A 26,253-nucleotide genomic window follows, 5' to 3' on the forward strand; every position below is an offset into this window, starting at 1 on the left:
ACATCATTGAAAATGAACATGCCCCAAAAAGTTAGATACTATTTGGGGCATTTTTATTTTTAGTTTAATCAAATTCTGAAGTAAAGTACAGTTTTACACTTGGATATTTACTTTGTGTCATTTGAATGGTGAAATCAGAATCAGCTAAGAATACCAATTGACCATATTTATCATGAGCCAAGAATTTTTGTTTAATACGTTTAAATTCTTTGAATTCTTCATTTTTAGCATCATCAGGTTTTACCCAGCAAGCTTTATGTACAGGAAAGTTTTCGTATGTGCATTTAGCACCGTATTCGTGCTCTAGACGATATTGGATAACTTCGTACTGAAGCGCCCCAACTGTTCCGATTACTTTACGGTTGTTCATTTCTAAAGTAAATAACTGAGCAACACCTTCATCCATTAATTGATCAACACCTTTATCCAACTGTTTTGCTTTCAATGGATCAGCATTATTGATGTATCTAAAGTGTTCTGGAGAGAAGCTCGGAATTCCTTTAAAACTCATGATTTCGCCTTCTGTCAAAGTATCACCAATTTTAAAGTTTCCTGTATCGTGCAAACCTACAATATCACCTGGATAAGAAACATCGACTATCTCTTTTTTCTCAGCAAAGAATGCATTTGGACTAGAGAATTTCAAATTTTTCTTTTGTCTAACGTGGTAATATGGTTTGTTTCTTTCGAAAGTTCCAGAAACAATTTTAATGAAAGCCAAACGATCTCTATGCTTAGGATCCATATTGGCGTGAATTTTAAACACAAAACCACTCATTTTTTCTTCTGTTGGATCAACCAAACGAGTTTCAGAATCTTTTGGTCTTGGAGATGGAGCGATTGTAATGAAACAATCTAACAATTCACGAACCCCAAAATTATTTAATGCAGAACCAAAGAATACAGGTTGAATTTTTCCGTCTAAATAATCTTGACGTTCAAATTTTGGATAGACTTCATCGATTAATTCTAATTCTTCACGAAGTTTTGTTGCTGCTTTTTCACCAACAATTTTATCTAGTTCAGGATTATTTTGAACATCAGAAAAAGCAATCGTTTCCTCTATGTTTTTACGGCTGTCTCCACTGAAAAGATTAATGTTTTCTTCCCATAAGTTGTAAATTCCTTGGAAATCATAACCCATTCCGATTGGGAAACTTAATGGAGTTACTTTTAAACCTAATTTTTGCTCCACTTCATCCATTAGATCAAAAGCATCTTTACCTTCACGATCTAATTTATTGATGAAAACAATCATCGGAATGTTACGCATTCTACAAACTGCAACCAATTTTTCAGTTTGTTCCTCAACCCCTTTTGCAACGTCAATTACAACAATAACGCTATCAACAGCAGTTAAAGTTCTAAAAGTATCTTCGGCAAAATCCTTGTGTCCAGGAGTATCAAGGATATTAATTTTTTTATCTTTATAATTAAAAGCAAGAACAGAGGTAGAAACCGAAATACCTCTTTGGCGTTCGATCTCCATAAAGTCACTCGTTGCTCCTTTTTTAATCTTATTACTTTTTACCGCACCAGCTTCCTGAATTGCACCTCCAAATAACAATAATTTCTCAGTCAATGTTGTTTTACCGGCATCGGGATGCGATATAATTCCGAATGTTCTTCTGCGTTGTATTTCTTTTAAAAAGCTCATATTTCGTATAAATAGGTTGCAAAAGTACTATTAAATACGACTTTATAAAAATATTCACTTCCTAAATTTGGAAGTCTTTTGTCTTAAACGGTTTTTTAGAGCAAAAAATAAGGCTGTTTTTGCAACAGCCTTAAATAGTCATTTTTAAAATTACTGATTAATTGACCAAATTGAATATCCTTTAGGAGGACATTGTATTTTTACCCATTTGTCGGCTTGAGTTGTTGGATACCAAGATGAGTTTCCAGTAAAATCTTTAATTTGGGTATTAGCCCAATTGGTCTGAATCCATCTTTCTTGCCATACATCGGAGTTGTTAATGTAAACTACTAATCCAGGATTGCCGTTGTAGCCGTTTCTTCTTGCTACATATTCGTCATTATCAGAATATAAAATAGAGGTTGTTCCAGTTGCTTTATTATTATGAATCCAAATTAGATTATTCAGTTTGTTCTTATCCAGCCATTCTTCATAATCTCGGTAGAAAATTGTTGGATATCCTTCGTGAGTTAATATATAGGAGTAAGCAAGCATTTTGCTCCAAATTTCATCTGTATCATGATTGGTTACAAAAGTCACTGCTTTGTAAGGATTACGTTTCCACATCATATCATCATTCAGAAGAGCAAGATTGTTTCCGTCAAAAGCATCATTCATTTTGTAATAGCAAGCGAAATCAAATACAGAACTATTTGCAGCATTTGCCCAATCATTTAATACATTTACATTCGAATCCCATAATTCTCCAACAGAAAATCCACCAACATTAGCATTCCATGAATTTACAACCCAAGCACCAAAACCTTTTACGTAGTCAAATCTCCAGCCATCAAATTTCATAGTGTTTTTATAATATTTACCGACTCCGTCTGCACGTAGCCATAGCCAGTTCTGAACATTTGGTGCAGCATGGCATAAATCAGGAAACCCTCCAAAAGATCCTTCGTCATTGTTTCCGTAGCTGTTTTTATAAAAATCATTATAGTTACGAGGAAATTTGCCCGAAGCAACTCCTGTAAAATTAGTCCACGTATTTGTTCCTGTAAATGGGTTAGCTTCAGATTGCCCACCACTGTTATGATTGATTACGATATCTGCATAAACTTTGATGTTTTCATTGTGAGCAGCTGTAATTAAGCTTACCAATTCAGTTTTTGATCCAAATCTTGTTTCAGTACTTCCATTCTGATTGTAATCACCAAAATCAAAATAATCTGTTGGATCGTATCCCATAGAAAATGCTCCGTTTTGTGCTTTCGAAGCTGGTGGTAACCAGATAGAACCAATTCCGGCATTGCCCCATGCAGTTACTTTGCTGCTTACGGTATTCCACCAAGTTCCTCCAGAAGGAACATCCCAATAAAAAGCCTGCATCATAACTCCTCCTCCAGGATTATCAACATATTTTCCTGTTGAAGTAGAATTGGAAGTTCCTGTGCTAAATGGTTTTCCATCGTGATGCGTAACATCAATGACTTTAAAATTTTGGCTTTCAGCTTTTGAATCAGATTCGCTCATTTCGTTCTGAGAACACGAATACAGCAGTGCAGTAAATGCCGTAATAAGGCATAATTTTAAAATAGGTTTTTTCATAATAGATGTGGTTAAGTTAAATAGTGAGTTTTATAATTGTCAAATTCAAGCTTTAAAAAAGTAAATAATGTCATTTTTTAATACTGTAAAATGATAATTACGCATCTAAAGTAATTTTTTTTTGATTTAATTTTAATTTATGAGAAAATAGGCTCTAACGAAAACGTTGTAGTGTTGAGAACTTTTTTCTATAATGCTTATAATTAAGGATTTATTTAAGGAAAGAATTAGAATTATTGAAGAAATTATAGAATAATTGCTCATTGCAATCCTGAAATGAAAATATCTGATTTGATATAGGCTTAAAAAACTATCCTATAATTTTTTGTTAATAGTATATAGGATAGTTGGATTATGTAATTGAATTGTTATTTTTGTTCGTTATAAGTTACGAAAGAACTATACTTTAATTATTTATGTTTCTGTTGGACATATATAATTTTAGAAGGATTATCTAAAACAGGCTTTACATTCAAATAAAAATTAAAATAATGTTATTAAAAAAATTACAGCTAAAAACAATTGATTTCAAGTTTGCACTAACAATTTGTTTTTTTCTTTTTTTAACTCCAATTATCACAGCGCAAGAAATTATTCCTGATGTTGTTGCTCAGAAACCTGTAGAAACTCCTTCTGGTGGAAAATTAAAAATCGATGGAATTATTGCGACAGTAGGGGATTATATTGTTTTAGATTCTGATATCGATAAAGGATTTCTAGAAATTACTGCGCAAGGCGGGTCTATCAAAGATATTACAAGATGCCAGATGCTTGGTAAACTTTTAGAAGACAAATTATATGCACACCAAGCTATTCAGGATAGTATTATTGTGAGCGATGCCGAGGTTAGAAGTATGATGGAAGACCGTCTTAACTATATGACACAGCAAGTTGGTGATATCAATAAAGTAGTTGAGTACTATAAGAAAAGCTCTGTAGAAGAATTTAAAACTTATTTTGCAGATATCTTGAAGGAGCAAAAATTGGCTTCGGAGATGAGAGATAAGATCGTAAAAGATGTTGAGATTACTCCAGAAGAGGTTCGTAATTTCTTTAATAAAATCCCAAAAGATGAATTGCCAACTTTTGGAGCAGAAATGGAAGTAGCACAAATTGTGGTAGAACCTAAAATTTCTAAAGAAGACAAGCAAAAAGTAATTGATAGATTAAATGCTATTAGAAAAGATGTTCTAGAAGGTTCTAGTTTTGCTACAAAAGCCGTTTTATACTCTCAAGATCCAGGATCATCACCAAATGGAGGGTATTACAAAATGACAAGAAAAACTCCTTTTGTTAAAGAATTTAAAGATGTAGCTTTTAGTTTGCAGGCTGGAGAAATTTCAGAGCCATTTGAAACAATTTATGGATATCATATTATAATGGTAGAAAAAATTAAAGGACAAGAAGTAGAACTTCGTCATATTTTGATTTCTCCAACAGTTTCAGAAGCGGCTTTAAAAGAAGCAAAAGAAAGAATTACCAATATTAGAAATAAAATTGTTAATAAAGAATTGACTTTTGCTGAAGCAGCAAGAACAGAATCTGACGAAAAAGAGACTAGAACAAACGGTGGAACATTGGTGAATCCGACAACACAAGACACTCGTTTTGAATTGACAAAAATGGATCCAACTTTGTATAGTCAAGTTTCAAATTTAAAGGGAGACGAAGTTTCTCAACCGCTTTTAAATACGGATGACAAAGGTAAAAAGACATATAAGTTAATTACGGTTACAAATAGAATTGACGAGCACACTGCTGATTATGCTAAAGATTATACTAAAATTAAAGAATTAGCATTAAAAGAAAAGCAGATCAATGCAATTGCAAAATGGTTTGATACTAAAATTAAAGATACTTACATCAAAATCATTGGAGAGTATAAAGATTGTACTTTTGCGAACAACTGGTTGAAAAAATAAGTTTTAATAAATAAATAAAAAGAGTTAGTTTTATGATTTCATAGAATTAACTCTTTTTAATTTTAAATACATTCATAAATGTCTGACGTAACAGCAATTCACAATTTAGTTCAAAAAAGAAACGAATTAAAAAAAGAAATAGCGAAAATCATTGTAGGGCAAGATGCCGTTGTAGACCAAATTTTACTTTGTATATTTTCTGGAGGACACGCACTTTTAATAGGGGTTCCAGGTTTGGCAAAAACCTTAATGATAAATACTTTATCTCAGGCTTTAGGTCTAGATTTTAAGAGAATTCAGTTTACGCCAGATTTAATGCCTTCTGATATTTTAGGAAGTGAAATTTTGGATGAAAATAGAAACTTTAAATTCATTAAAGGGCCAATTTTCTCTAACATCATTCTAGCTGACGAGATAAACAGAACGCCACCAAAAACGCAAGCAGCTTTGTTAGAAGCGATGCAGGAGAGATCGGTAACTATTGCGGGGCAGCATCATAAATTAGATTTGCCTTATTTTGTTTTGGCAACTCAAAACCCTATTGAGCAGGAAGGAACTTATCCATTGCCTGAAGCTCAGTTAGACCGTTTTATGTTTGCCATTAAATTAGAATATCCAACTTTTGAAGAGGAAGTTCAAGTGGTAAAAAGAACGACTTCTGATGTTAAAACAGAAATTAATCCGTTGTTTACTGCACAGGAAATTATCGATTTTCAGCATTTAATCCGCAGAATTCCAGTTGCAGACAATGTTATTGAATATGCCGTAACGCTAGTAAGCAAAACACGTCCAGATAATAGTTTAGCAAATGATTTTGTGAAAAACTACTTAGATTGGGGAGCTGGGCCAAGAGCATCACAAAACTTAATTTTGGCAGCAAAAGCACATGCTGCTTTTAATGGAAAATTTTCACCAGATATTGAAGATGTTCAGGCAGTGGCAACAGGAATTCTTCGTCATAGAATTATTAAAAATTATAAAGCAGATGCGGAAGGAATTACAGAAGAAACAATCATTAAAAAACTGATGTAATTTTTACAAAATATATTTACTAAATCCCGATAAGCTATTATCGGGATTTTTTGCTTTAGTCTGGAATTTCAAAATCGATCGACGACGTTCAAACGACATCAAAAAGACCAACTATAACGTTATAATTGCTTATTTAGAAAGATTCTTTTCGAAAATAGAGGTAAAAACTTACTTGCTTTGTAACATCAAATTTCGACTTTGTTAAAGAAAAGATCTTTAAATGTTAATAATTCATTATTTTAATTCAAAATTGATTTTTTAGCAAAAACAAGCAGTGAAAATCGTTTTTTAGCAATAATAATTTTTGAAAAGGCTTGTTCTATTAAATTTTTTTTAATTATCGGGTTTAATGCTTAAATTTGCCTCAAAAAAATAAATCCGCTTTTATTATGAATATTTATCAGGATTACCTTCAAGAAATTGAAGAAAGAAAAAATCAAGGGTTGCACCCTAAACCAATTGATGGAGCTGAATTATTAAGCGAAATCATTGCTCAAATTAAAGATGTTGATAACGCAAATCGCGAAGACTCTCTTAAGTTTTTTATTTACAATACTTTACCAGGTACAACAAGTGCTGCAGGTGAAAAAGCTAAGTTCTTAAAAGAAATTATTTTAGGTCAATCAATAGTAAAAGAAATCACTCCAGCTTTTGCTTTTGAATTATTATCGCACATGAAGGGTGGACCTTCTATTGAAGTGTTGTTAGATTTGGCTTTAGGAAATGATGCTGCGATTGCTCAACAAGCTGCAGACGTTCTTAAAACACAAGTTTTTCTTTACGATGCAGATACTGACCGTTTGAAAGAAGCTTTCAAAGCTGGTAACTCATTCGCTAAAGAAATTATCGAGAGTTATGCAAAAGCTGAATTCTTCACTAAACTTCCAGAAATAGCAGAAGAAATTAAAGTTGTTACTTATATCGCTGGTGAAGGAGATATCTCTACAGATTTACTTTCTCCAGGAAACCAAGCTCACTCTCGTTCAGATCGTGAACTTCACGGTAAGTGTATGATTACTCCTCAAGCACAAGAGGAAATACAAGCGTTACAAGCAAAGCACCCAGATGCAAGCGTAATGTTAATCGCTGAGAAAGGAACAATGGGTGTTGGTTCTTCTAGAATGTCAGGTGTAAACAACGTGGCGCTTTGGACAGGAAAACAAGCAAGTGAGTATGTTCCATTCGTAAATATTGCTCCAATTGTTGGAGGTACAAATGGTATTTCTCCAATTTTCCTTACTACAGTTGACGTAACTGGAGGTATCGGAATTGACCTTAAAAACTGGGTTAAAAAATTAGATGCAGATGGAAAACCAGTATTGAACGAAAACAACGAACCAATTCTTGAGCAAGCTTATTCTGTTGCTACAGGAACTGTTTTGACAATCAATACTCAAACTAAAAAATTATACAATGGTGATCAAGAATTAATTGATATTTCTAGATCATTTACGCCTCAGAAAAAAGAGTTTATTAGAGCTGGAGGATCTTACGCAATTGTATTCGGTAAAAAACTTCAAACTTTCGCGGCTAAAGTTTTAGATATCGAAGCTCCTGCTGTATTTGCTCCATCTAAAGAAATTTCTAATGAAGGACAAGGTTTAACTGCAGTTGAAAAAATCTTCAATAAAAATGCTGTAGGAATTGCTCCAGGAAAAGTGCTACACGCTGGTTCTGATGTTCGTGTAGAAGTAAACATTGTAGGTTCTCAAGATACTACAGGTCTTATGACGGCTCAGGAATTAGAGTCTATGGCTGCTACGGTAATTTCTCCAATTGTTGATGGGGCTTACCAATCTGGATGTCATACTGCTTCTGTTTGGGACAAAAAAGCTCAGGCTAACATTCCTAAATTGATGAAGTTTATGAACAACTTCGGTTTGATCACAGCTCGTGACCCAAAAGGAGTTTATCATTCAATGACAGACGTAATCCACAAAGTACTTAATGATATTACTATCGACGAATGGGCAATCATTATCGGTGGTGACTCTCACACGAGAATGTCTAAAGGTGTTGCTTTTGGTGCTGACTCAGGAACTGTTGCTCTTGCATTGGCTACGGGAGAGGCTTCTATGCCAATCCCAGAATCTGTAAAAGTGACTTTCAAAGGAGATATGAAAGGCTATATGGATTTCCGTGATGTGGTTCATGCTACTCAAGCTCAAATGCTTAAGCAATTCAACGGTGAAAACGTATTCCAAGGAAGAATCATTGAGGTTCACATCGGAACTCTTACTGCTGACCAAGCGTTTACATTTACAGATTGGACTGCAGAGATGAAAGCAAAAGCTTCTATCTGTATTTCAGAAGACGATACTTTGATCGAATCATTGGAAATTGCTAAAGGCAGAATCCAAATCATGATCGATAAAGGAATGGATAACGACAGACAAGTTCTTCAAGGATTAATCAATAAAGCAGATAAGAGAATTGCAGAAATTAAATCTGGTGAAAAACCAGCTTTAACTCCGGATGCAAACGCTAAATACTATGCTGAAGTTGTAGTGGATTTGGATCAAATTGCTGAACCAATGATCGCTGACCCAGATGTTAATAATAAAGACGTTTCTAAACGTTATACTCACGATACCATCAGACCATTATCTTTCTATGGTGGAGAGAAAAAAGTAGATCTTGGATTTATTGGTTCTTGTATGGTTCACAAAGGAGATATGAAAATCCTTGCTCAAATGTTGAAAAACGTTGAAGCACAAACAGGTAAAGTTGAATTTAACGCTCCACTTGTAGTTGCTCCTCCAACTTATAACATTGTTGATGAATTGAAAGCAGAAGGTGATTGGGAAGTGTTACAAAAATACTCAGGTTTCGAATTTGACGATAACGCTCCTAAAGGTGCAGCTCGTACAGAATACGAAAACATGTTGTATTTAGAGCGTCCTGGATGTAACCTTTGTATGGGTAACCAAGAAAAAGCTGCTAAAGGAGATACGGTAATGGCAACATCTACTCGTCTTTTCCAAGGTAGAGTTGTAGAAGATGCTGAAGGTAAAAAAGGAGAATCATTGCTTTCTTCTACTCCAGTTGTGGTTCTTTCTACAATTTTAGGTAGAACTCCAACTATGGAAGAATATACTGCAGCGGTAGACGGAATTAACTTGACTAAGTTTGCTCCTTCTAACAAACAATTAGTTATGTAATCAAACGATTATTTAATAATATTTTAAAAGCCCGAGTCGTAAAACTCGGGCTTTTTTAGTAATAATTGTTCTATTTTTTGTATCTTGTCATGTTCAAAAAAGAATAATAAAAAACAAAAAATCTATGGCTTTTGATATCGAAATGATTAAAAAAGTGTACGAAAACATGCCAGCGCGAGTTGATAAAGCGCGTGAAATTGTTGGACGTCCGCTTACTTTAACAGAGAAAATTTTATACAATCACCTTTGGGATGGAAATCCTACTAAGGCGTTTGGAAGAGGAATTGATTATGTTGACTTTGCACCAGACCGCGTTGCTTGTCAAGATGCGACAGCACAAATGGCCTTATTGCAGTTTATGCATGCAGGTAAATCTAAAGTGGCAGTGCCTACAACGGTTCACTGCGATCACTTGATTCAGGCAAAAGTAGATGCTGCAACAGATTTGGCTAGAGCTAAAACTCAAAGTAATGAGGTTTTTGATTTCTTGTCGTCAGTTTCTAATAAATACGGAATCGGTTTCTGGAAGCCAGGAGCTGGAATTATTCACCAAGTAGTACTTGAAAATTATGCTTTCCCAGGAGGAATGATGATTGGTACCGATTCTCACACTGTAAATGCAGGTGGTTTAGGAATGGTGGCGATTGGTGTAGGTGGAGCAGATGCTGTGGATGTGATGTCTGGAATGGCTTGGGAACTTAAATTTCCTAAGTTGATCGGAGTTAAATTAACTGGTAAATTATCAGGATGGACAGCTCCAAAAGATGTTATTCTTAAAGTTGCTGGTATTCTTACTGTAAAAGGTGGTACTGGAGCAATCGTAGAATATTTTGGAGAAGGTGCAAAAGCAATGTCTTGTACAGGTAAAGGAACTATTTGTAATATGGGAGCTGAGATTGGAGCTACAACTTCTACTTTTGGTTACGATGATTCAATGGGACGCTACCTTCGTTCTACAAATAGAGCAGATGTTGCTGATGCAGCAGATAAAATTGCTCCTTATTTAACAGGAGATGCAGAAGTATATGCTAATCCTGAAAAATATTTTGATCAAGTGATTGAGATCAACTTATCTACATTAGAACCACATTTAAATGGTCCTTTTACTCCAGATTTAGCGACTCCGATTTCTAAAATGAAAGAAGAGGCAATCAAAAATAACTGGCCATTACAAGTACAGTATGGTTTGATAGGTTCTTGTACAAACTCATCTTACGAAGATATTTCTCGTGCAGCTTCTTTGGCAAAACAGGTCGCTGCTAAAAACTTAAAAACGAAAGCGAAATTTACAATTACGCCAGGTTCTGAAGTAGTGCGCTCTACAATAGAAAGAGACGGATTTATTGATACTTTTAATAAAATCAATGCAACTGTATTTGCAAATGCATGCGGACCATGTATTGGTATGTGGGATAGAGAAGGGGCAGAGAAAGAAGAAAGAAACACTATCGTGCATTCTTTTAACCGTAACTTCTCAAAACGTGCCGATGGTAACCCGAATACTTTAGCTTTCGTAGGTTCTCCTGAATTGGTAACTGCTTTAGCTATTGCTGGTGATTTAGGATTTAATCCATTAACGGATAAATTAATCAACGAAGATGGTGAAGAAGTAATGCTTGAAGAGCCAACAGGAGATGAACTTCCTGCTAAAGGTTTTTATGCTGAGGATCCAGGATTCCAAGCTCCAGCAGAAGACGGATCAGGAGTTCAGGTTGTGGTAAATCCAACTTCAGAGCGTTTGCAACTATTGGCTCCGTTTGATGCTTGGGATGGTAAAAATATTACAGGCGCTAAATTGTTAATCAAAGCATTCGGAAAATGTACAACCGACCATATTTCTATGGCTGGACCTTGGTTGCGTTTCCGTGGACATTTAGATAATATTTCTAATAATATGCTGATTGGAGCTGTAAATGCTTACAATCAAAAAACAAACTCTGTGAAAAACCAATTAACAGGTCAATATGATGCTGTTCCTGCGGTTGCACGTGCGTACAAAGCGGCTGGAGTTCCGTCAATTGTAGTTGGTGATCATAACTACGGAGAAGGATCTTCTCGTGAGCATGCGGCTATGGAGCCTCGTTTCTTAGGGGTTAAAGCGGTATTGGTAAAATCTTTTGCTCGTATCCATGAAACAAACCTTAAAAAACAAGGTCTTTTAGGGTTGACATTTGCAAATGAAGCAGATTACGATAAAATTCAAGAAGATGATACTATTAACTTCTTAGATTTAACTGAATTCGCTCCGGGAAAACCGTTGACATTAGAATTTGTTCATGCAGATGGTACAAAAGATATTATCTTGGCTAACCACACCTATAACGAAGGTCAAATTGGTTGGTTTGTTGCAGGTTCTGCGTTAAACTTAATTGCAGCTGGAAAAGCTTAATGTTTACGTTTTTATATTAAAAAGCCCTGTTTTTGCAGGGCTTTTTACTTTAGTTAAAACTCATTATTTTCACTAGTTAAGGTTTGAATTTGAGTGTGCAATGTTTATGTGTAGATGTAGTTTGTTGATGATTGCTGTTTTGAGATTTAACAATTCGGCTTATTTGCAGATTTGTAAAGAGAAAGAAAAAATAATGATGGTATAGCGTGGTTTTTTAAACATCTAAGTTTTTTTGTTTCGGTTAGAAATAAGAAAATACCATGTTTCTTGTAAAAAACTGCCTTTCAAAAAGTTGGGTCAATTTCGATGCAGAGACTGTTAATTCGAGGTAAAATAATTGTTAAAAACACAGGTTTTTTTACTTTAAAAAGTTAAATTCGCTTTTTAGGCAATATATTTGTCTTTTTTGAGTTGTGATTAATGTATAATATAGAAAAAAGTGTAAAAACTTTAAGAAAGAGAGTATGGTTTACAGGTTAATAATAGTATTGTTTTTTTTCAGTGTTGGAGCCTTTGCGCAAGATAATTTTATTAAGCACAAAATTTCACAAGGAGATAACCTTTCTGTTATTGCTAAAAAATATGGGGTAAAAGTAAAAGACATTGCAGATGCAAATCCGAATGCTCCTAGAATATTAAAACTTAATTCCACTCTTTTAATTCCGAATAAAAATAAAACTGCTGCAAAGACAAAAAATAAAAATGTTGAGGTTGCAGATAATAATACTTCTTCTATAGCTGCTTCTGGTACTCATGAAGTAGCTTCCAAAGAAACGCTTTGGGGGATTTCTAAAAAATATAATGTTTCTGTTGATGATTTAAAGAAAGCAAATCCATCTTTGGAAAGCGAAGGCTTAAAAATAGGACAGCAAATAAATATTCCTTCAAATAACGTAGCTTCAAATATTAGCTCGCCAAGTGATGCTTCTGTTAGTTCAGAAGTGGTTTCAACAGATGTAGAGTTTATAAGAGAAGTCAAAACCAAAGAAACAAAATATGGCATTTCTAAGGAATATGGTATTACAGTTGCAGAATTAGTACGCCAGAATCCATCAATTAAAGGAAAAGTTCCTGTTGGATATTTGTTGAAAATTCGTGTTCCAAAAGAAAAAGCGGATGCCATTCAAGCAGCAAAAACTTTGCAAGAAACTAATCTACAGACCGATGCTTCATCTAGTCAAGTAGCAGAAACGGCACCAGAAATAAAAAGAGATTCAACTGTTGTGAGGACGGGAGATTATTCTGGATTAATTGATCAGCTTATAGCAAGTGCAACCGAGAATATAGGTATTAGATATAGATCTGGAGGAACGACAAAAGCAGGTTTTGACTGTTCAGGATTAATGTTTTGCACTTTTGGAAATTTTGACATTAAATTACCTAGAAGTTCAATAGAGCAATCTCGAATAGGAACAAAAGTAGCTTCAGACGAAGCGCAAAAAGGGGATTTGATTTTCTTTAGAACCAATGGCAGACGCCATATAAATCACGTAGGTATGGTTGTCGAAAATGTCGATGGCGAGATTAAATTCGTACATTCATCTACTCACGGAGGTGTGATGATTTCCTCAACAAAAGAACCATATTATACAAGAGCTTTTTCTCAAGTAAATCGTGTTTTGAATTAGGCTTCAAGAAAAACACTTTTTAATGTCTCTAATCTAAAAGGTTTATTCCAAAAATCGGATACATACTTGTTTTCTTTAACTTTTTTGATTTCGTCACTATCTAAAGTAGAAGAAAGTACAAAAATTTCGATCTTTTCTTTTACATCTTCTGGGAGCTTGTCAAATTCTTTCAAAAATTCAAATCCATCCATAACAGGCATTTGAATGTCTAAAAGAATAATCAATGGACTTTGATTCTGATTTTTTTGAATCCAGTTCATGCCTTCTTTCCCGTTGTTTGCAATATAAACAGGATTAACATCAAGCCCTTTTTTCAGCAGCTTTTTAATGACAAATTGATCAATCAAGTTGTCTTCTATAATTATAAATTGAGATCTATACGGCATAAGAATTTGGTATTGTTACTATAAATTTACTTCCCACACTGCTTTCGGAAAAAACAGAAATATCACCTCTGATGTTTTCAACGGCTTCTTTTACAATATACAAGCCTAAACCAGAGCCTTTGTTTTTATTTGTTCCAAAATACATATCAAAAATATTTGCTTTATAATCGTCATGAATTCCGATTCCATTATCTGTCACTTCAAGTTTATTTAAACCGTCACTAGAATAAGTTTTTATCGTAATAAACATTTCTGGCTTGTTGCAATCTGCATACTTAATAGCATTAGAAAGCAGATTGTTAATGATGATTTTTAGACGAAGCCCATCGCTTTCAATATGATCCACTAAAAGCTCTTGCGTGAATTTAATTTTGTTTGCATTTTCAATATGCATTAATTGTTGGATAGCTTCATTGCACAATTCTTTTAAACTCACAGGCTCCATTATTACTTGTTTTCTTTTGTTTTTGGAGTAATCAATAATATCGCTAATAAATTGATCTTGCCTTGCTAGGCTCTGATGCATCATTTGCAAATAATTTCGAACCTGCTCCACATCATCTTCTAATGCTGTTATTTCGATAAGACCTTTCAATGAAGTGATAGGAGATCTCAAATCGTGTGATGCGCTGTAAACAAATCGGTCCAATTCACGATTTACGGTAACAAGGTTCTCATTTTTTGCCTCTATTTCTTTTTTCGAAACTAATAGCCTTTTTACCATTATCGAATAATAAAGACAAACGCTGCAGACTATAACCAGTATGAAAAAGATATTTGTGATAATCAGTAGATCCTTTATTTTTCGAGTTCCTTCTCCCAATGTATTTGAAAAATTCCGTTCATTAACTGTTAGTCGGTCACTTATTGCACTTATTTCTTTTAAATATTTCTTTTGATCTTTAGCAGTCAATACATTATGCTCAATTTTGGCATTAATCTGCTGGCCAATAACAAATAAATCGAAAATTAGTTTGTCACCCTGTCCCCATTCATCTATAGCTTTAGATAAAAAGCTTACATGTTTAAAATTGTCAAACAGCCAGATAATATCGTCTAAATCATCTTCGTGATTTCTGCCAATTAAAAATCCCTTTCGGGCAATTTTATTGTCTCCAGCTTTTAGGAGTGTAACTCTCGCAATTCCATCTCCTTGAGGTACTTTTAACTCTTCGAGGTATAATTTCCATTGTGTGCGATTTTTGGTAAATAAATAAGTAATTAAGTGTCTAGATGCATCTTTTTGTCCTTTAGAATAATGTGATTCCCCATTTACGTAAGCTCTATTTGCTGATAAGATTTTAATAGTAAAAAAATTGATGCAGATTAATAATGCGCACGAAATGAACACTATTAAAATGAGAATGAAAACATTTGGGAAACGAAAATTTTTTAAAGCTTGCAATTTAGACATAATCTTAAAATTAGTAGGTTAATAAAACGTGCCTTTTTTGCGTGTTTTGCAAGTATGAATAAATAGTTATGGGGGAAATTTAATTCATGTTTTCGTTAAACACTTGTTAATGTATTTTGCTGATTGTAAATGCTGTCAGAATCATTCTCTCAAATATAATAAAATTTATCTTATGATTTTCGTAAAAAAGATACTGTAGAAGTTAAAATATTTTTGTTTTAAGTATTTTTGTTTAAGTATTAAATATTGGTTTTGTCAGATTGTTTGATTAAAATTTAGCATAAATAATCAATCTTCTAAAGGCGTAAATAGACGGGACTATAGGAAAATAAGTATCTATTCTTTTTTTGAATTCAGCTGATAATGCTGCAAATTCCTGTTCTTCCAATCTTTCTTGATAAACAGTTAATGCAGAGCCTGAAATGAAGTCAAAAAAGTCATCTTTTTTATTAGAAATTATAGGGTAAACTTTCTCATACAGAACCAGATTTGTACCGCCATTTTCAAACAGGATTTTTGCGTATTCATCTAAGGTCAATACTGGAGAAGGACGCGTCCAATGTTTTAGATACGTTACAAAAGGTTCTTCTTGAACAAGCTGTAAAAGTATTTTATTCAGGATGTTTTCATTTTGCTGTGGCATCTGAACTGCCAGTTGTCCGCCTGGATTTATTCGGGAGATAATTTTCGGAAAAAGTTCGTTATGGTTATCAATCCATTGCAATGCGGCGTTGGAGAAGATTAAATCCCATTTGGTCTCTTCATTAATCTGTTCTAAAATCGCCTTTTCTTTAAATTTAAGATTTTCTTGTATTGGAGCTTTAGCCAGCATTTCAGCAGAATTGTCGATGCCAAGAACAGATGGCTTTGTAAGTTTTTGATACAATTTTTTGGTCAATTCACCTGTTCCGCATCCGAGGTCTATAACTTTTAGATTTGGTTTGTCAACAATATGACTTGTTAAATCATCAAACGGTTTAGAACGTTCTTCTTTAAACTCATTGTATTTTTTCGGATCCCAAGTCATGATTTTCTTTTTCTTTTAAAATTAAAGAAAATTTCCCTTGTTTCAAAAGGAAGATATAGTATATCTCATTTGTCTTGAGAGCTAATATGTTTATTAAGAATCTTTAGTCAAGTTCATGCCAAAAATGTCCACAACCATTTTTGCATTCTGTATTTCTTCTTTCCGTATCCGTAATTTTAAAAATCCAAAGTAAAGAGACTATTACTTTTTTATTTTCATTTTTAGGCAATGAAGCCAATTTATTGAAAGCAATTTTAGTGGAAAAACTTTTTAAGATTACAATTGGCGTATAAGTGGGTTTTAGAGGAATAGTATTTATTGCTCTTTGATAAGTTTCTGAATTATAATCGGTTTTATTTGGAATAGAGTTTAAAATGTAAATTTGAAGTGTTTCAAAAATTTCGTCAAAACTATTCTTATCCAATAATAGCTCTAAACCAATATTGAAATCCATTTTGTCTTGAGCAATTTTATTGATTATTTCTTCCATTCTTTCCAAGTTCTTTATTTTTCATTAGGCAATTCGTAGAAATCAAATATATAAAAGTTGGAATTACTAATGTTGATTTATATATCGTTTTTGAATGCACTTTTTGTTTGCGTAAGGGGTAGGAACGGCATTCTTTTATGGTAGTTCCGATAGCTATCGGTAACCACAAAAGATAAAGTGGACAGCCGACCCACTTTTTTCGGCTGGATACACCCAAAAGATTTTAATAAAGATTTGGGTTAAATCTTGATAAATATGATCTTTTTTAAGAATTTATGGAATTTATAATTTAAAGATTAAGATTTCAGAAAAAAGTATATCTTTATCCAACCTAAACCAATAAAAATGCAAGAAAACGACCAAGAACATTTTAAAAGAGAACTCGGACTCTTAGACGGAACCATGCTTGTGGTTGGCTCTATGATCGGATCCGGGATATTTATTGTAAGCGCCGATATCGCAAGACAAGTAGGTTCGGCGGGATGGCTTACTTTAATCTGGCTTTTGTCTGGATTTATTACTGTTGTTGCAGCAGTTAGTTACGGCGAATTGAGTGCTATGTTCCCAAAAGCAGGAGGCCAATACGTTTACCTGAAAGAAGCTTATAACAAACTGATTGCCTTTTTGTACGGCTGGAGTTTTTTTGCAGTTATTCAGACTGGAACTATTGCAGCTGTAGGAGTGGCTTTTTCTAAATTTGCTGCTTATTTGTATGAACCGTTGAGCGATGAGAATATTCTTTACGAACTGGGAGCTTTTAAACTCAATGCTGCTCAGCTCGTTTCAATTTTAACGATTATCATTCTGACATTCATTAATAGCCGAGGTGTAAAAAATGGAAAAATTCTGCAAACCGTTTTAACCATAATTAAAATTTTATCGCTACTAGGCTTAGTTGTTTTTGGATTGACGCTTGCTGCGAAAGCTTCTGTTTGGGATGCAAACTGGGCAGACGGATGGAGTACAAAGACATTTGACAAAGTAAGTGGATCATGGCTGCCAATTAGCGGAACTGCTTTGATTTCGGGAATTTCAGCAGCAATGGTAGGATCGTTATTTTCTAGCGATGCTTGGAATGGTGTGACTTTTATTGCGGGTGAAATTAAGAATCCGAAACGCAATGTAGGTCTAAGTTTGTTTTTAGGAACTTTTATTGTGACCTCTCTTTATGTTGTGACAAATCTTATGTATTTGGCTGTAGTGCCGTTTGACGAAATTGCTACAGCAAAATTTGACCGCGTTGCAGTTGTGGCCTCAGATTATATTTTCGGGAATATTGGAGCGCTCATTATTGCAATTATGATTATGATTTCGACTTTTGCCTGCAACAACGGATTAATTATGGCGGGTGCGAGAGTATATTATACGATGGCAAAAGACGGTTTATTTTTCAAAAAAGCTGCCGTTTTAAACAGTTCGAGTGTTCCTGCTTGGGCACTTTGGGCGCAGTGCATTTGGGCTTCAGCTTTGTGTCTTACAGGAAAGTATGGCGATTTGCTTGATTTTGTAATTATCATTGTATTGATTTTTTACATACTTACGATCTACGGAATTTTTATTCTAAGAAAAAAAATGCCAGATGCAGAAAGACCTTATAAAGCATTTGGATATCCATTTTTGCCAATGTTATATATAGTGGTAGCGTCAGCAATTTGTATTTCGTTGTTAATCACAAAATTCTCAACTTGCGGTTGGGGAGTATTAATTATGTTAACCGGAATTCCAGTTTACTATTTAACAAAACCAAGTGAATAATATTTTAGCTTCAATTGAAATTTAATAAAAAAAGCATCTTGATCTTTCAAGATGCTTTTTTTATGCTTTATACGTTTTAAGAATTAGATAAATCATTGGTAATTCTTTCTTCGGTAGGTCTTAAATAAAGAAGATAAACAATGAGAAGTATTCCGAACAAGATAAATTCGGGTTTAATGAATAATATCAAAAAAGCGGCACCTTCAAGAACCGCCCATCGCATAATAGAAGCAGTTTGGTAAACAGGAAGTTTGTCTTCGAGTTTTAATTTCGGATCAATTTGTTTTAATTGTGCTTTAAATAATATACTGCTTAATACAAAGGCAAGAATAGGAATAATAAGGTATAGTATTGAATTAGAATCAATAGCTGGAACGCTTAGTGTTTCTAACGAAATATCTCCTACAATGAAATACGCGATAATTGTTCCAGCGCAAATGCCAAGATGAATGATTTGTAAAGTTTTGATTTTTTCTGTCATAATTTGGTTTAGATTTGAGGTTGATTATGCAAGTTAATGCTAATTATTTTTAAATAAACAAATTAAGATCTTGATTTTAGCAAATGATATAGTTGTAAACAAAAAAAAGACACTAGAATTAGTGTCTTTTAAATGTAAATAATCGCTGTAAACTCGGGTTATATTTCAACCGGTTCATCAACAGATTTTATAGTTGAATTAATAATAGACAAAGTAAGCGGATCGTTTTCTCCAGAGAAGAAAGCTTCCAGAATTTCCTGAAATATTGGATTTGCATTTTCTACCAAAGAAAACAGAGTCATGCAAGAACGCAATTTTCGAGCATCTAAATCTCCAAAAATTCCATCAGCCGATTTCATTTTAAAGGTCAATAGCAATTCTGAAATTTCAATTAAATGTTTTCCTAAAATTGGATGCTCCAAATAATCTGAAGCTTCTTTTAAATCATTAATGGCATAAAGATTTGCAGTATCGCTTTTGCCCAATCCTTTAATTTGAGGAAAAATAAACCACATCCAATGCGTCTCTTTTTTCCCTTTTCCTATTTCAGAAAGAGCAGTAAGATAAAGTTTGTTTTGTGCATCTAGGAAGCGCGCTAAATCGTTGTTTGAATAAGCCATTGCGGTATTATATTTTTTTAAAAGGTTGCAAAAATAGTAAAAAAGGAAGGTTCAGCCTAATAAAACGTTCATACAATCAGTATTTTAACTTTTTTCGACAGAATTTTCCTCGTTGAAATTGAGCTAATAAATCAGCTAGTTTTTAGTTCTGAATGCATTACGTATTACGTTGCGTTTGCCTAAAAGTTAAATTTATTCTGGGCAAAACTTTGCGTGCTGTTTTGGGTACATGATGTTGCCAAAAACTATTGGTAGTCCCCGCCATTAGTAGGAAAGATCCATGATGAAGTGGTATTTCAACCAATGGAATATCCTTTCTGAATTTATGGCGAAGTTTAAACATTCGGGTTTCTCCAAAAGTGACAGATGCTATAATTGGATCTTTACCAGATTTGTCTTCTCGGTCGCTATGCCAGCCTACGCCATCTTTTCCGTTTCGGTATAAATTTAACAGAAGGCTGTTAAAATCAAGCTGAGTTTCTTTTTCAACACGGCTTCTGATTTTTAACAATTCATACGTCCAGTCAGGTCCGTTTGGATCAGCTCCTTCGTTGTCTTTATCTTCGTACCACGCAATCATTCTGGGAACAGTATAGGTTTTATCATAAATTTCCATTTCGTACTCTCTCCATTTCGTTTTGCGCAGTATTCTGTCATAAAAAGAATCTGATTCTTCTTTACTGAAGAAATTTTCAATCAGAATTAGTTCGCAATCCGGAAGATCAAATATTTTTTTACCTCCGTGTCCAGTGGTAAATAATTCGGTATCGGTAAATAGTGTCATAATTTTGATTTTTTACAGCTCTATTTTTCTCTAATTTGATTTTAGACTAAATGCTTTTTAAAGAATACTTTTCTAGGATGCTTCTCTGCATAAGAAAAAATCAGTTGTTCAATATATTGATTGCTTTTATAAGGCGTAACATAATTTTTTACGTCTGAAGGCTCATGAATCGAAACATCTGAAGGAAGATATCCCATACCATAAAAATGCCCATTTTCAATCCAAATGCAGCTGCGTTCTTCTTTTGATTTTCCTTTGTCGATAATGGCAAAAGTTGGTCTGTTGTTTAAGAGATAGTCAATAGCATTATCGACTTGTGCATTATGCATTATAGCATCTGGCAGACTTTGCGGATTATTATTATAGAAAAATTCTCCCTCTTCAGATCTTGAATATTTGCAGAAACGGTGATCGATTTCAAAACGTTCGGCAAGGTTTCGAAGTAAATTGATGCCTTCATGCAAACTGCTGAATTCATGAATGCAGACCTGAAACTTGCTCACTTTGCCAATAGCGAGATATTTATAACCATTTCTCGCTTCATATTGATAAATGCCAAATTTAGCTTCAAAACGTTTTAAAGCTCTATTATAAGTCGGCCAGAGTTTTTTGATTTCAGTACATTCTAAAAGAAGCGCCATTAATTCGGTAGCGCAGACTTCAAAAGAAATTCCGTGAATATCTCTTAAAAAATGCTGTCTCTGCGGATTGATATTATTACCGCTGAAATGAGAAGAAACGCGTTTTTTCAAATTAATAGCTTTTCCAACATAAATCACTTTTTTCGCCTGATTATAAAAATAATATACTCCTGGTTTATCGGGTAAATTATTAAAATCATCTGGCGGAAGGTTAGGAGGTAAGCGCTGGTCTTGTGCTGTTTTTTTAATCATTTTTTCGATTTCTCCAGCATCATCCCATTCTAGCAAAAGAGAAAATAATAGGGCAGTAGCATCGGCATCTCCTCCAGCACGGTGCCTATTTTCTAAATTGATATTTAAAGAATTGCAAAGATTTCCTAAACTGTAAGAACCTAAACCAGGTTTGATTTTTCTGGCCGCACGAACGGTGCAGAGTTTTTTAGCAGACCATTTAAAACCTGACTGTTCCAACTGATGATGAACGAATGAATAATCGAAATTGACATTGTGTGCAACGAAAATACGATCAGTAAGCATTTCTAATATTTTCTCTGAAATATCATCAAAGATTGGGGCATTGGCTACCATTTCGTTATTAATGCCCGTTAATCCAAAAATAGAAGGAGGAATGTCCTGTTGAGGATTTACAAGTGTTTCATAACGATCTAGCACATTTTTACCATCATGAATAATGATCGCAATTTCAGTAATGCGACTGCCACTGGCATTTCCGCCTGTGGTTTCAATATCGACTATAGCATATTCCGTATTTTTCATCTTTATATAACGTAAGTTCTTCTTTAGTTATTTAATTTTTTAACACATAGTGTGCAGACTTTATTTTTTAATCTCGCAAAGTCGCAGAGACGCCAAGTTTTGTTTTTTTCAAGTTCTTTAAATTAAACTTTGCGACTTTGCGTCTTTGCGAGCAATTTTCGGCGTTTAGTAAAAATTAAAACTTCATTCTATGTCTCGGCAAATTAATTTCATGTCCCTGCGGATAAGGCGCTCGATGCGTCAAACTAACATCTTCCTTTATCTGACTTTGTGTTCTGTATTGATCTTTCGAATCCATATAGCGCGGATCTGGAATAAAAGGCATTTTGGCCATTTTGAGAATCGTAATAGTCGGAAAATGATAATCAACCTCAACATTTCCTAATAATAAGTAACAGCCACCACCCTGAAAAGGATATTTTTCTAAGCTGTCAGGAAAATGAGCGGTGTCAAAATAGGTGCCTTCGTGATCAATCCAAGTTCCAAAATACATGGTGCCTTTTTTGGTCGGGACGTGTTTTCTGGAAATGAGATAGGCCAGCATTCTAACTTGTTTTTTATGATACTGTACTAAATCTTTTGCCATCACATCACCACGATGTTTGGTTTGTAAAAGATCAAAAACAGTACAAGAAACAGGAAAACTTAGCAACTCGATTTCGTCAAAAGCATCTTCAAAAACAGAGCGTTCCAATGTTGGAAGTTTATATTCTTTAACAGGTTCTTGCAAAAGTTTTAAATCTCTGTTTTCAGGTTTAAAATTGTTCAGCAATAAACTAGCAATTACCAAAAGCTGATTTTTAGTTTTTCCGGTAAAACGAAAAGCATCAATGAAAATCAGAGTTTTAACACCTTCGATCCCAATTGGAATTCGATTGATAAAATCTTCTAGAGAACTAAAATCCCCTTTTTTATTTCGATCTTCTTCAATCAAGTGAGCGATTTTAGATTCCAGACTTTGAATGTGCATAAAACCGAGATAAATATCGGTTCCGTATAAAGTCGTTTGATATTCACTTTTATTCACACACGGATTATGAATCGTTCCGCCAGACATTCTAGCTTCGTGTACATAAACTTCGGTTCTGTAAAATCCGCCCTGATTGTTGATTACCGCCGTCATAAACTCAACAGGGAAATTAACTTTCAAGTATAAACTTTGATAACTCTCAACCGCATAAGAAGCCGAATGCGCTTTGCAGAAAGAATAGCCCGCAAAAGATTCAATTTGACGATAAATTTCCTGACTTAATTGTAACGGATGTCCTTTTTGTGCGCAGCTCGCAAAGAAATTATCTTTTACTTTTTGTAAAGCTTCCAACGATCTTCCTTTTCCCGACATGGCACGACGCAGAATATCGCCGTCAGGAGCGGGAAGTCCGCCGTAATGCTGGGCGATTTTTATCACATCTTCCTGATAAACCATAATGCCGTAAGTTTCGCCAAGATGTTCCCTAAAAACTTCATGGAAATACTCAAACTGAGTTGGATTATTATGGCGAAAAATATACTCTTTCATCATTCCCGATTGTGCTACTCCAGGACGAATGATAGACGAAGCTGCAACCAAAATTTTATAATTGTCGCAATTTAGTCGACGCAATAATCCTCGCATAGCTGGACTTTCGATATAAAAACAGCCAATTGTATGTCCTTTTGCTAAATAAGAGTTGCAAACCGCTTCATCTTTAGAAATGGAAGTATCGCGAATATTAACTTTTATGCCTCGGTTTTTGGCAATCAGTTTTACGCTGTCGTCAATATGGCCGATGCCTCGCTGACTTAGAATATCAAATTTGTCAAAACCAATTTCTTCGGCAATATGCATATCAAAAAGTACAATTGGAAAACCTTTTGGAGGCATTTCTAGAGGCGTGTAATTCGTAATTGGTTCTTCAGAAATCAAAATTCCGCAGGCGTGCATACTGCGTTGGTTCGGATATTTTTCCAATAGCATTCCATATTGCTGAACCATTTTTACAATTTTATTGGTTTCATGCAACGCCATTGGATTTTTAGCCAGCATATCGAGTTCTTCTTTTGGAAGCCCAAAAACCTTTCCGACTTCTCTAAAAATAGATCTGTATTTAAATTCAACGTTTGTACCGCAAAAAGCAACATGATCTTTGCCGTATTTTTTGAAGATATATTCTAAAATGGTATTGCGTTCCTGCCAGCTCCAATCGATATCAAAATCGGGTGGAGTTTTACGGTTGAGGTTTAAGAAACGTTCAAAATATAAGTCCAATTCGATAGGACAGATATCGGTAATTCCGAGACAATAGGCAATAATACTGTTGGCACCACTTCCGCGTCCAATGTGCATAAAACCCTTACTGTTGCTGTATTGAATAATATCCCAGGTAATTAAAAAATAACCGCTGAATTCTAATTCATCAATTACTTTTAATTCTTTCTCTACGCGGGCTTTTGCTTCTAGATTTTCGTTTTCGTAACGATTTTTAAATCCTTCCCAAGCTAATTCAGTCAGTTTTTCTAAATCTTTTTGGCGGTTTTCAGTATAGAATTTTTTATTTCTTTTAGCTGAAAAATCATATTGAAAATTGCACTCATCAATAATACGCTGTGTATTTAAAATGATTTCAGGATATTTTTCATAGAATGGCAGAATCGATTCTACAGGTTTCATCACATCAGAAACTTTACAATAATCTGCTTCTGTAAGCTTCGATAAAATAATATTCGTATCAATAGCCCGAAGCACTTTATGCAGGTTGTATTCTTTTTTATTTCTAAAAGTTACAGGCTGTAAAACCACCATTTTGGAGATTTTATTTTTATGTTTTGAAGTCAGAAGACTTGAAACTTCTTCAGGACGAACTCCGATAAATTCATTTTCAAAAAGCGTTTCGGGAGCATTTTCTAAAGTATAAATCACAAAAGCCGATTTGAATTTGGGAGCACGCAAAGGCAAAGTTTCTCCGCTGAAATTATGTTCCGTTAAGAATCTGTTCATTTCGGCTAAACCTTCTGCATTTTGTGCCAAACCAATATATCGGAATTGATGTTCGCATCGAAATTCCATTCCAACCAAAGGCTTGATTTCTTTTTCCTGACACGCTTTTATAAAATCGTAAATTCCAGTAACGGTATTAATATCGGTCAATGCCATTGCTTTTATACCATGCAAAACGGCTTCAGCAATCAATTCCTTAAGCGGAATCGTGCCGTAACGTAATGAATGATAAGAATGACAATTGAGATACATTATTTTTTGCGTTTTAAAATTTCGTCTTTAGTATTCGGTTTAAAGTGAGCTCCGGCACAACGCATTACGGCATCAAAACCATAACGGCTTTTCATTTTGTCCATCGCTTCATAAAGTGAAAGCATTTCCTGAGTATCTTCGAAAAGATCGATTTGATACGTTCCGCGTACCAATCCGCTAAAGCGAACGCCAATCAGGCGTAGACGCATACGACGCTGATACACTTTTTCAAAAAGCTCTATTACGTTTTTAGTCAAAATATGATCGGCGGAGGTATAAGCTACTCGGCATTGTTTGGTTTCGGTATCAAAATTGGCGTAACGTATTTTGACCGTAACAGTTGAAGTCAGCCATTGTTCTGCACGAAGCTGGAAAGCCAGTTTTTCTACCATTCCTAATAATATTCTTCTCAGTTTGGCAAGATCGATAGTATCTTGTGAAAAAGTAGTTTCGGTCGAAATTGATTTTCTTTCCGTATAAGGTTCAACAGGGGTATGGTCAATTCCGTGCGCTTTTTTCCAAAGTTCCAAACCATTTTTACCAATCATTTGTTGTAAAACCTCAGCAGGCATTTCGGCTAAAGTCTGAATTTTACGAACGCCGATTCTAGACAAAAGCTGAAAAGTCACAGCGCCCACCATCGGGATTTTCTGAATCGAAAGCGGATTTAAAAAATCCTGAACTTTTTGTTCTGGAATTTCTAGATTCCCAACAGGTTTGCCTTCGCCAGTCGCAATTTTAGAAACGGTTTTATTGATGGATAATGAAAAACTAATCGGAAGTCCTGTTTCTTTAATTACTTTTTGCGCCAATTCATTTGTCCATTTGTAACTTCCGTGAAATTTGTCCATTCCGGTAATGTCCATATAAAATTCATCGATGCTGGCTTTTTCTAAAACAGGTGCTTTTTCCTGAAGAATTTCGGTAACATCATGAGAAAGTTGCGAATATAATTCCATGTCGCCTTTCATCACTTTTGCGTCTGGACAAAGTTTTAATGCCATACGAATTGGCATGGCAGAACGAACACCATATTTTCGGGCTTCATACGAACAAGAGGCCACAACACCGCGGTCTCCGCCACCTATAATAAGCGGAATTCCGTTGAGTTCTGAGTTGGTGCGTCTTTCGCAGGATACAAAAAAGGTATCCAGATCCATATGTACAATTGCCCGTGCCATTTTCCTTTTGTTTTTGTATGGAACAAAATTAGCACAGGTGATAACAATTTTTTGTATATTTGCTGTTCCAAATTATAACAAATTAA

The 26,253-nt window shown here is 34.5% G+C and carries 18 protein-coding genes; 6 read left to right on the forward strand and 12 right to left on the reverse strand.

Annotated features, from left to right (window positions below; genetic code table 11):
• Nucleotides 1–64 precede the first annotated feature (64 nt).
• The gene (locus DM397_RS02845) at nucleotides 65–1,657 is read right to left on the reverse strand and encodes a peptide chain release factor 3 (protein ID WP_111376091.1); all 1,593 of its coding nucleotides are present in this window, start codon (nucleotides 1,655–1,657) and stop codon (nucleotides 65–67) included.
• Between the two features lie 150 nt (nucleotides 1,658–1,807).
• Nucleotides 1,808–3,250: an alpha-amylase gene (locus DM397_RS02850; protein WP_111376092.1), complete on the reverse strand. Its 1,443-nt coding sequence runs from the start codon at nucleotides 3,248–3,250 to the stop codon at nucleotides 1,808–1,810.
• Nucleotides 3,251–3,741: 491 nt separating this feature from the next.
• Here DM397_RS02850 and DM397_RS02855 point away from each other — a divergent pair, with 491 nt between their 5' ends.
• The 5 genes from DM397_RS02855 (at nucleotide 3,742) to DM397_RS02875 (ending at nucleotide 13,382) form a co-directional block, all read left to right on the forward strand.
• A complete protein-coding gene (locus tag DM397_RS02855) occupies nucleotides 3,742–5,172 on the forward strand; it encodes a peptidylprolyl isomerase (protein WP_111376093.1) in 1,431 nt (476 codons plus the stop codon).
• 78 nt (nucleotides 5,173–5,250) lie between these two features.
• On the forward strand, nucleotides 5,251–6,204 hold the full coding sequence (locus DM397_RS02860; protein WP_111376094.1) for an AAA family ATPase: 954 nt from the start codon (nucleotides 5,251–5,253) through the stop codon (nucleotides 6,202–6,204).
• 389 nt (nucleotides 6,205–6,593) lie between these two features.
• Nucleotides 6,594–9,365: a bifunctional aconitate hydratase 2/2-methylisocitrate dehydratase gene (locus DM397_RS02865; protein WP_111376095.1), complete on the forward strand. Its 2,772-nt coding sequence runs from the start codon at nucleotides 6,594–6,596 to the stop codon at nucleotides 9,363–9,365.
• 124 nt (nucleotides 9,366–9,489) lie between these two features.
• On the forward strand, nucleotides 9,490–11,754 hold the full coding sequence (locus DM397_RS02870) for an aconitate hydratase (RefSeq protein ID WP_111376096.1): 2,265 nt from the start codon (nucleotides 9,490–9,492) through the stop codon (nucleotides 11,752–11,754).
• 464 nt (nucleotides 11,755–12,218) lie between these two features.
• A complete protein-coding gene (locus DM397_RS02875; protein ID WP_111376097.1) occupies nucleotides 12,219–13,382 on the forward strand; it encodes a C40 family peptidase in 1,164 nt (387 codons plus the stop codon).
• Here DM397_RS02875 and DM397_RS02880 read toward each other — a convergent pair.
• From DM397_RS02880 to DM397_RS02895, 4 genes are all read right to left on the reverse strand, one after another.
• On the reverse strand, nucleotides 13,379–13,768 hold the full coding sequence (locus DM397_RS02880) for a response regulator (protein ID WP_111376098.1): 390 nt from the start codon (nucleotides 13,766–13,768) through the stop codon (nucleotides 13,379–13,381). The two genes, DM397_RS02875 and DM397_RS02880, sit on opposite strands and share 4 nt — an antisense overlap.
• Nucleotides 13,758–15,182, reverse strand: coding sequence for a sensor histidine kinase (locus DM397_RS02885; RefSeq protein ID WP_111376099.1), 1,425 nt, complete (start codon nucleotides 15,180–15,182; stop codon nucleotides 13,758–13,760). Before DM397_RS02885 ends, DM397_RS02880 begins: the two co-directional genes overlap by 11 nt.
• Nucleotides 15,183–15,450: 268 nt before the next feature.
• Nucleotides 15,451–16,209, reverse strand: coding sequence for a methyltransferase domain-containing protein (locus DM397_RS02890; RefSeq protein ID WP_111376100.1), 759 nt, complete (start codon nucleotides 16,207–16,209; stop codon nucleotides 15,451–15,453).
• Between the two features lie 103 nt (nucleotides 16,210–16,312).
• Nucleotides 16,313–16,699, reverse strand: a complete 387-nt coding sequence (locus DM397_RS02895) for a DUF5958 family protein (protein ID WP_111376101.1) — start codon at nucleotides 16,697–16,699, stop codon at nucleotides 16,313–16,315.
• Nucleotides 16,700–17,044: 345 nt separating this feature from the next.
• Between DM397_RS02895 and DM397_RS02900 the strand changes: the two genes are divergently transcribed.
• Nucleotides 17,045–18,454, forward strand: a complete 1,410-nt coding sequence (locus DM397_RS02900; protein ID WP_111376102.1) for an APC family permease — start codon at nucleotides 17,045–17,047, stop codon at nucleotides 18,452–18,454.
• 76 nt (nucleotides 18,455–18,530) lie between these two features.
• Here DM397_RS02900 and DM397_RS02905 read toward each other — a convergent pair whose 3' ends face one another.
• From DM397_RS02905 to dinB, 6 genes are all read right to left on the reverse strand, one after another.
• Nucleotides 18,531–18,935, reverse strand: coding sequence for an MFS transporter (locus DM397_RS02905; RefSeq protein ID WP_111376103.1), 405 nt, complete (start codon nucleotides 18,933–18,935; stop codon nucleotides 18,531–18,533).
• 158 nt (nucleotides 18,936–19,093) lie between these two features.
• Entirely contained in the window at nucleotides 19,094–19,555 is a 462-nt protein-coding gene (locus tag DM397_RS02910; RefSeq protein WP_111376104.1) for a DUF1810 domain-containing protein, read from the reverse strand.
• A gap of 157 nt (nucleotides 19,556–19,712) precedes the next feature.
• Entirely contained in the window at nucleotides 19,713–20,339 is a 627-nt protein-coding gene (locus tag DM397_RS02915) for an alpha-ketoglutarate-dependent dioxygenase AlkB family protein (RefSeq protein ID WP_111376105.1), read from the reverse strand.
• A gap of 41 nt (nucleotides 20,340–20,380) precedes the next feature.
• Entirely contained in the window at nucleotides 20,381–21,757 is a 1,377-nt protein-coding gene (locus tag DM397_RS02920) for an exonuclease domain-containing protein (RefSeq protein ID WP_111376106.1), read from the reverse strand.
• Nucleotides 21,758–21,932: 175 nt separating this feature from the next.
• Nucleotides 21,933–24,986: a DNA polymerase III subunit alpha gene (locus DM397_RS02925; RefSeq protein WP_111376107.1), complete on the reverse strand. Its 3,054-nt coding sequence runs from the start codon at nucleotides 24,984–24,986 to the stop codon at nucleotides 21,933–21,935.
• Complete coding sequence (gene dinB, locus DM397_RS02930; RefSeq protein ID WP_111376108.1) at nucleotides 24,986–26,167, reverse strand: DNA polymerase IV; 1,182 nt, start codon at nucleotides 26,165–26,167, stop codon at nucleotides 24,986–24,988. Before dinB ends, DM397_RS02925 begins: the two co-directional genes overlap by 1 nt.
• Nucleotides 26,168–26,253: the final 86 nt, after the last annotated feature.

This window comes from Flavobacterium nitrogenifigens (genome assembly GCF_003254565.1).
Lineage (GTDB): Bacteria > Bacteroidota > Bacteroidia > Flavobacteriales > Flavobacteriaceae > Flavobacterium > Flavobacterium nitrogenifigens.

Coding starts and splice junctions, on each gene's coding strand:
- DM397_RS02860 (WP_111376094.1), top strand. CDS start 5,251: ATGTCTGACGTAACAGCAATTCACAATTTAGTTCAAAAAAGAAACGAA.
- DM397_RS02890 (WP_111376100.1), bottom strand. CDS start 16,209: ATGACTTGGGATCCGAAAAAATACAATGAGTTTAAAGAAGAACGTTCT.
- DM397_RS02915 (WP_111376105.1), bottom strand. CDS start 20,339: ATGACACTATTTACCGATACCGAATTATTTACCACTGGACACGGAGGT.
- DM397_RS02870 (WP_111376096.1), top strand. CDS start 9,490: ATGGCTTTTGATATCGAAATGATTAAAAAAGTGTACGAAAACATGCCA.
- DM397_RS02900 (WP_111376102.1), top strand. CDS start 17,045: ATGCAAGAAAACGACCAAGAACATTTTAAAAGAGAACTCGGACTCTTA.
- DM397_RS02850 (WP_111376092.1), bottom strand. CDS start 3,250: ATGAAAAAACCTATTTTAAAATTATGCCTTATTACGGCATTTACTGCA.
- dinB (WP_111376108.1), bottom strand. CDS start 26,167: ATGGCACGGGCAATTGTACATATGGATCTGGATACCTTTTTTGTATCC.
- DM397_RS02895 (WP_111376101.1), bottom strand. CDS start 16,699: ATGGAAGAAATAATCAATAAAATTGCTCAAGACAAAATGGATTTCAAT.
- DM397_RS02855 (WP_111376093.1), top strand. CDS start 3,742: ATGTTATTAAAAAAATTACAGCTAAAAACAATTGATTTCAAGTTTGCA.
- DM397_RS02910 (WP_111376104.1), bottom strand. CDS start 19,555: ATGGCTTATTCAAACAACGATTTAGCGCGCTTCCTAGATGCACAAAAC.
- DM397_RS02885 (WP_111376099.1), bottom strand. CDS start 15,182: ATGTCTAAATTGCAAGCTTTAAAAAATTTTCGTTTCCCAAATGTTTTC.
- DM397_RS02865 (WP_111376095.1), top strand. CDS start 6,594: ATGAATATTTATCAGGATTACCTTCAAGAAATTGAAGAAAGAAAAAAT.
- DM397_RS02875 (WP_111376097.1), top strand. CDS start 12,219: ATGGTTTACAGGTTAATAATAGTATTGTTTTTTTTCAGTGTTGGAGCC.
- DM397_RS02920 (WP_111376106.1), bottom strand. CDS start 21,757: ATGAAAAATACGGAATATGCTATAGTCGATATTGAAACCACAGGCGGA.
- DM397_RS02905 (WP_111376103.1), bottom strand. CDS start 18,935: ATGACAGAAAAAATCAAAACTTTACAAATCATTCATCTTGGCATTTGC.
- DM397_RS02845 (WP_111376091.1), bottom strand. CDS start 1,657: ATGAGCTTTTTAAAAGAAATACAACGCAGAAGAACATTCGGAATTATA.
- DM397_RS02925 (WP_111376107.1), bottom strand. CDS start 24,986: ATGTATCTCAATTGTCATTCTTATCATTCATTACGTTACGGCACGATT.
- DM397_RS02880 (WP_111376098.1), bottom strand. CDS start 13,768: ATGCCGTATAGATCTCAATTTATAATTATAGAAGACAACTTGATTGAT.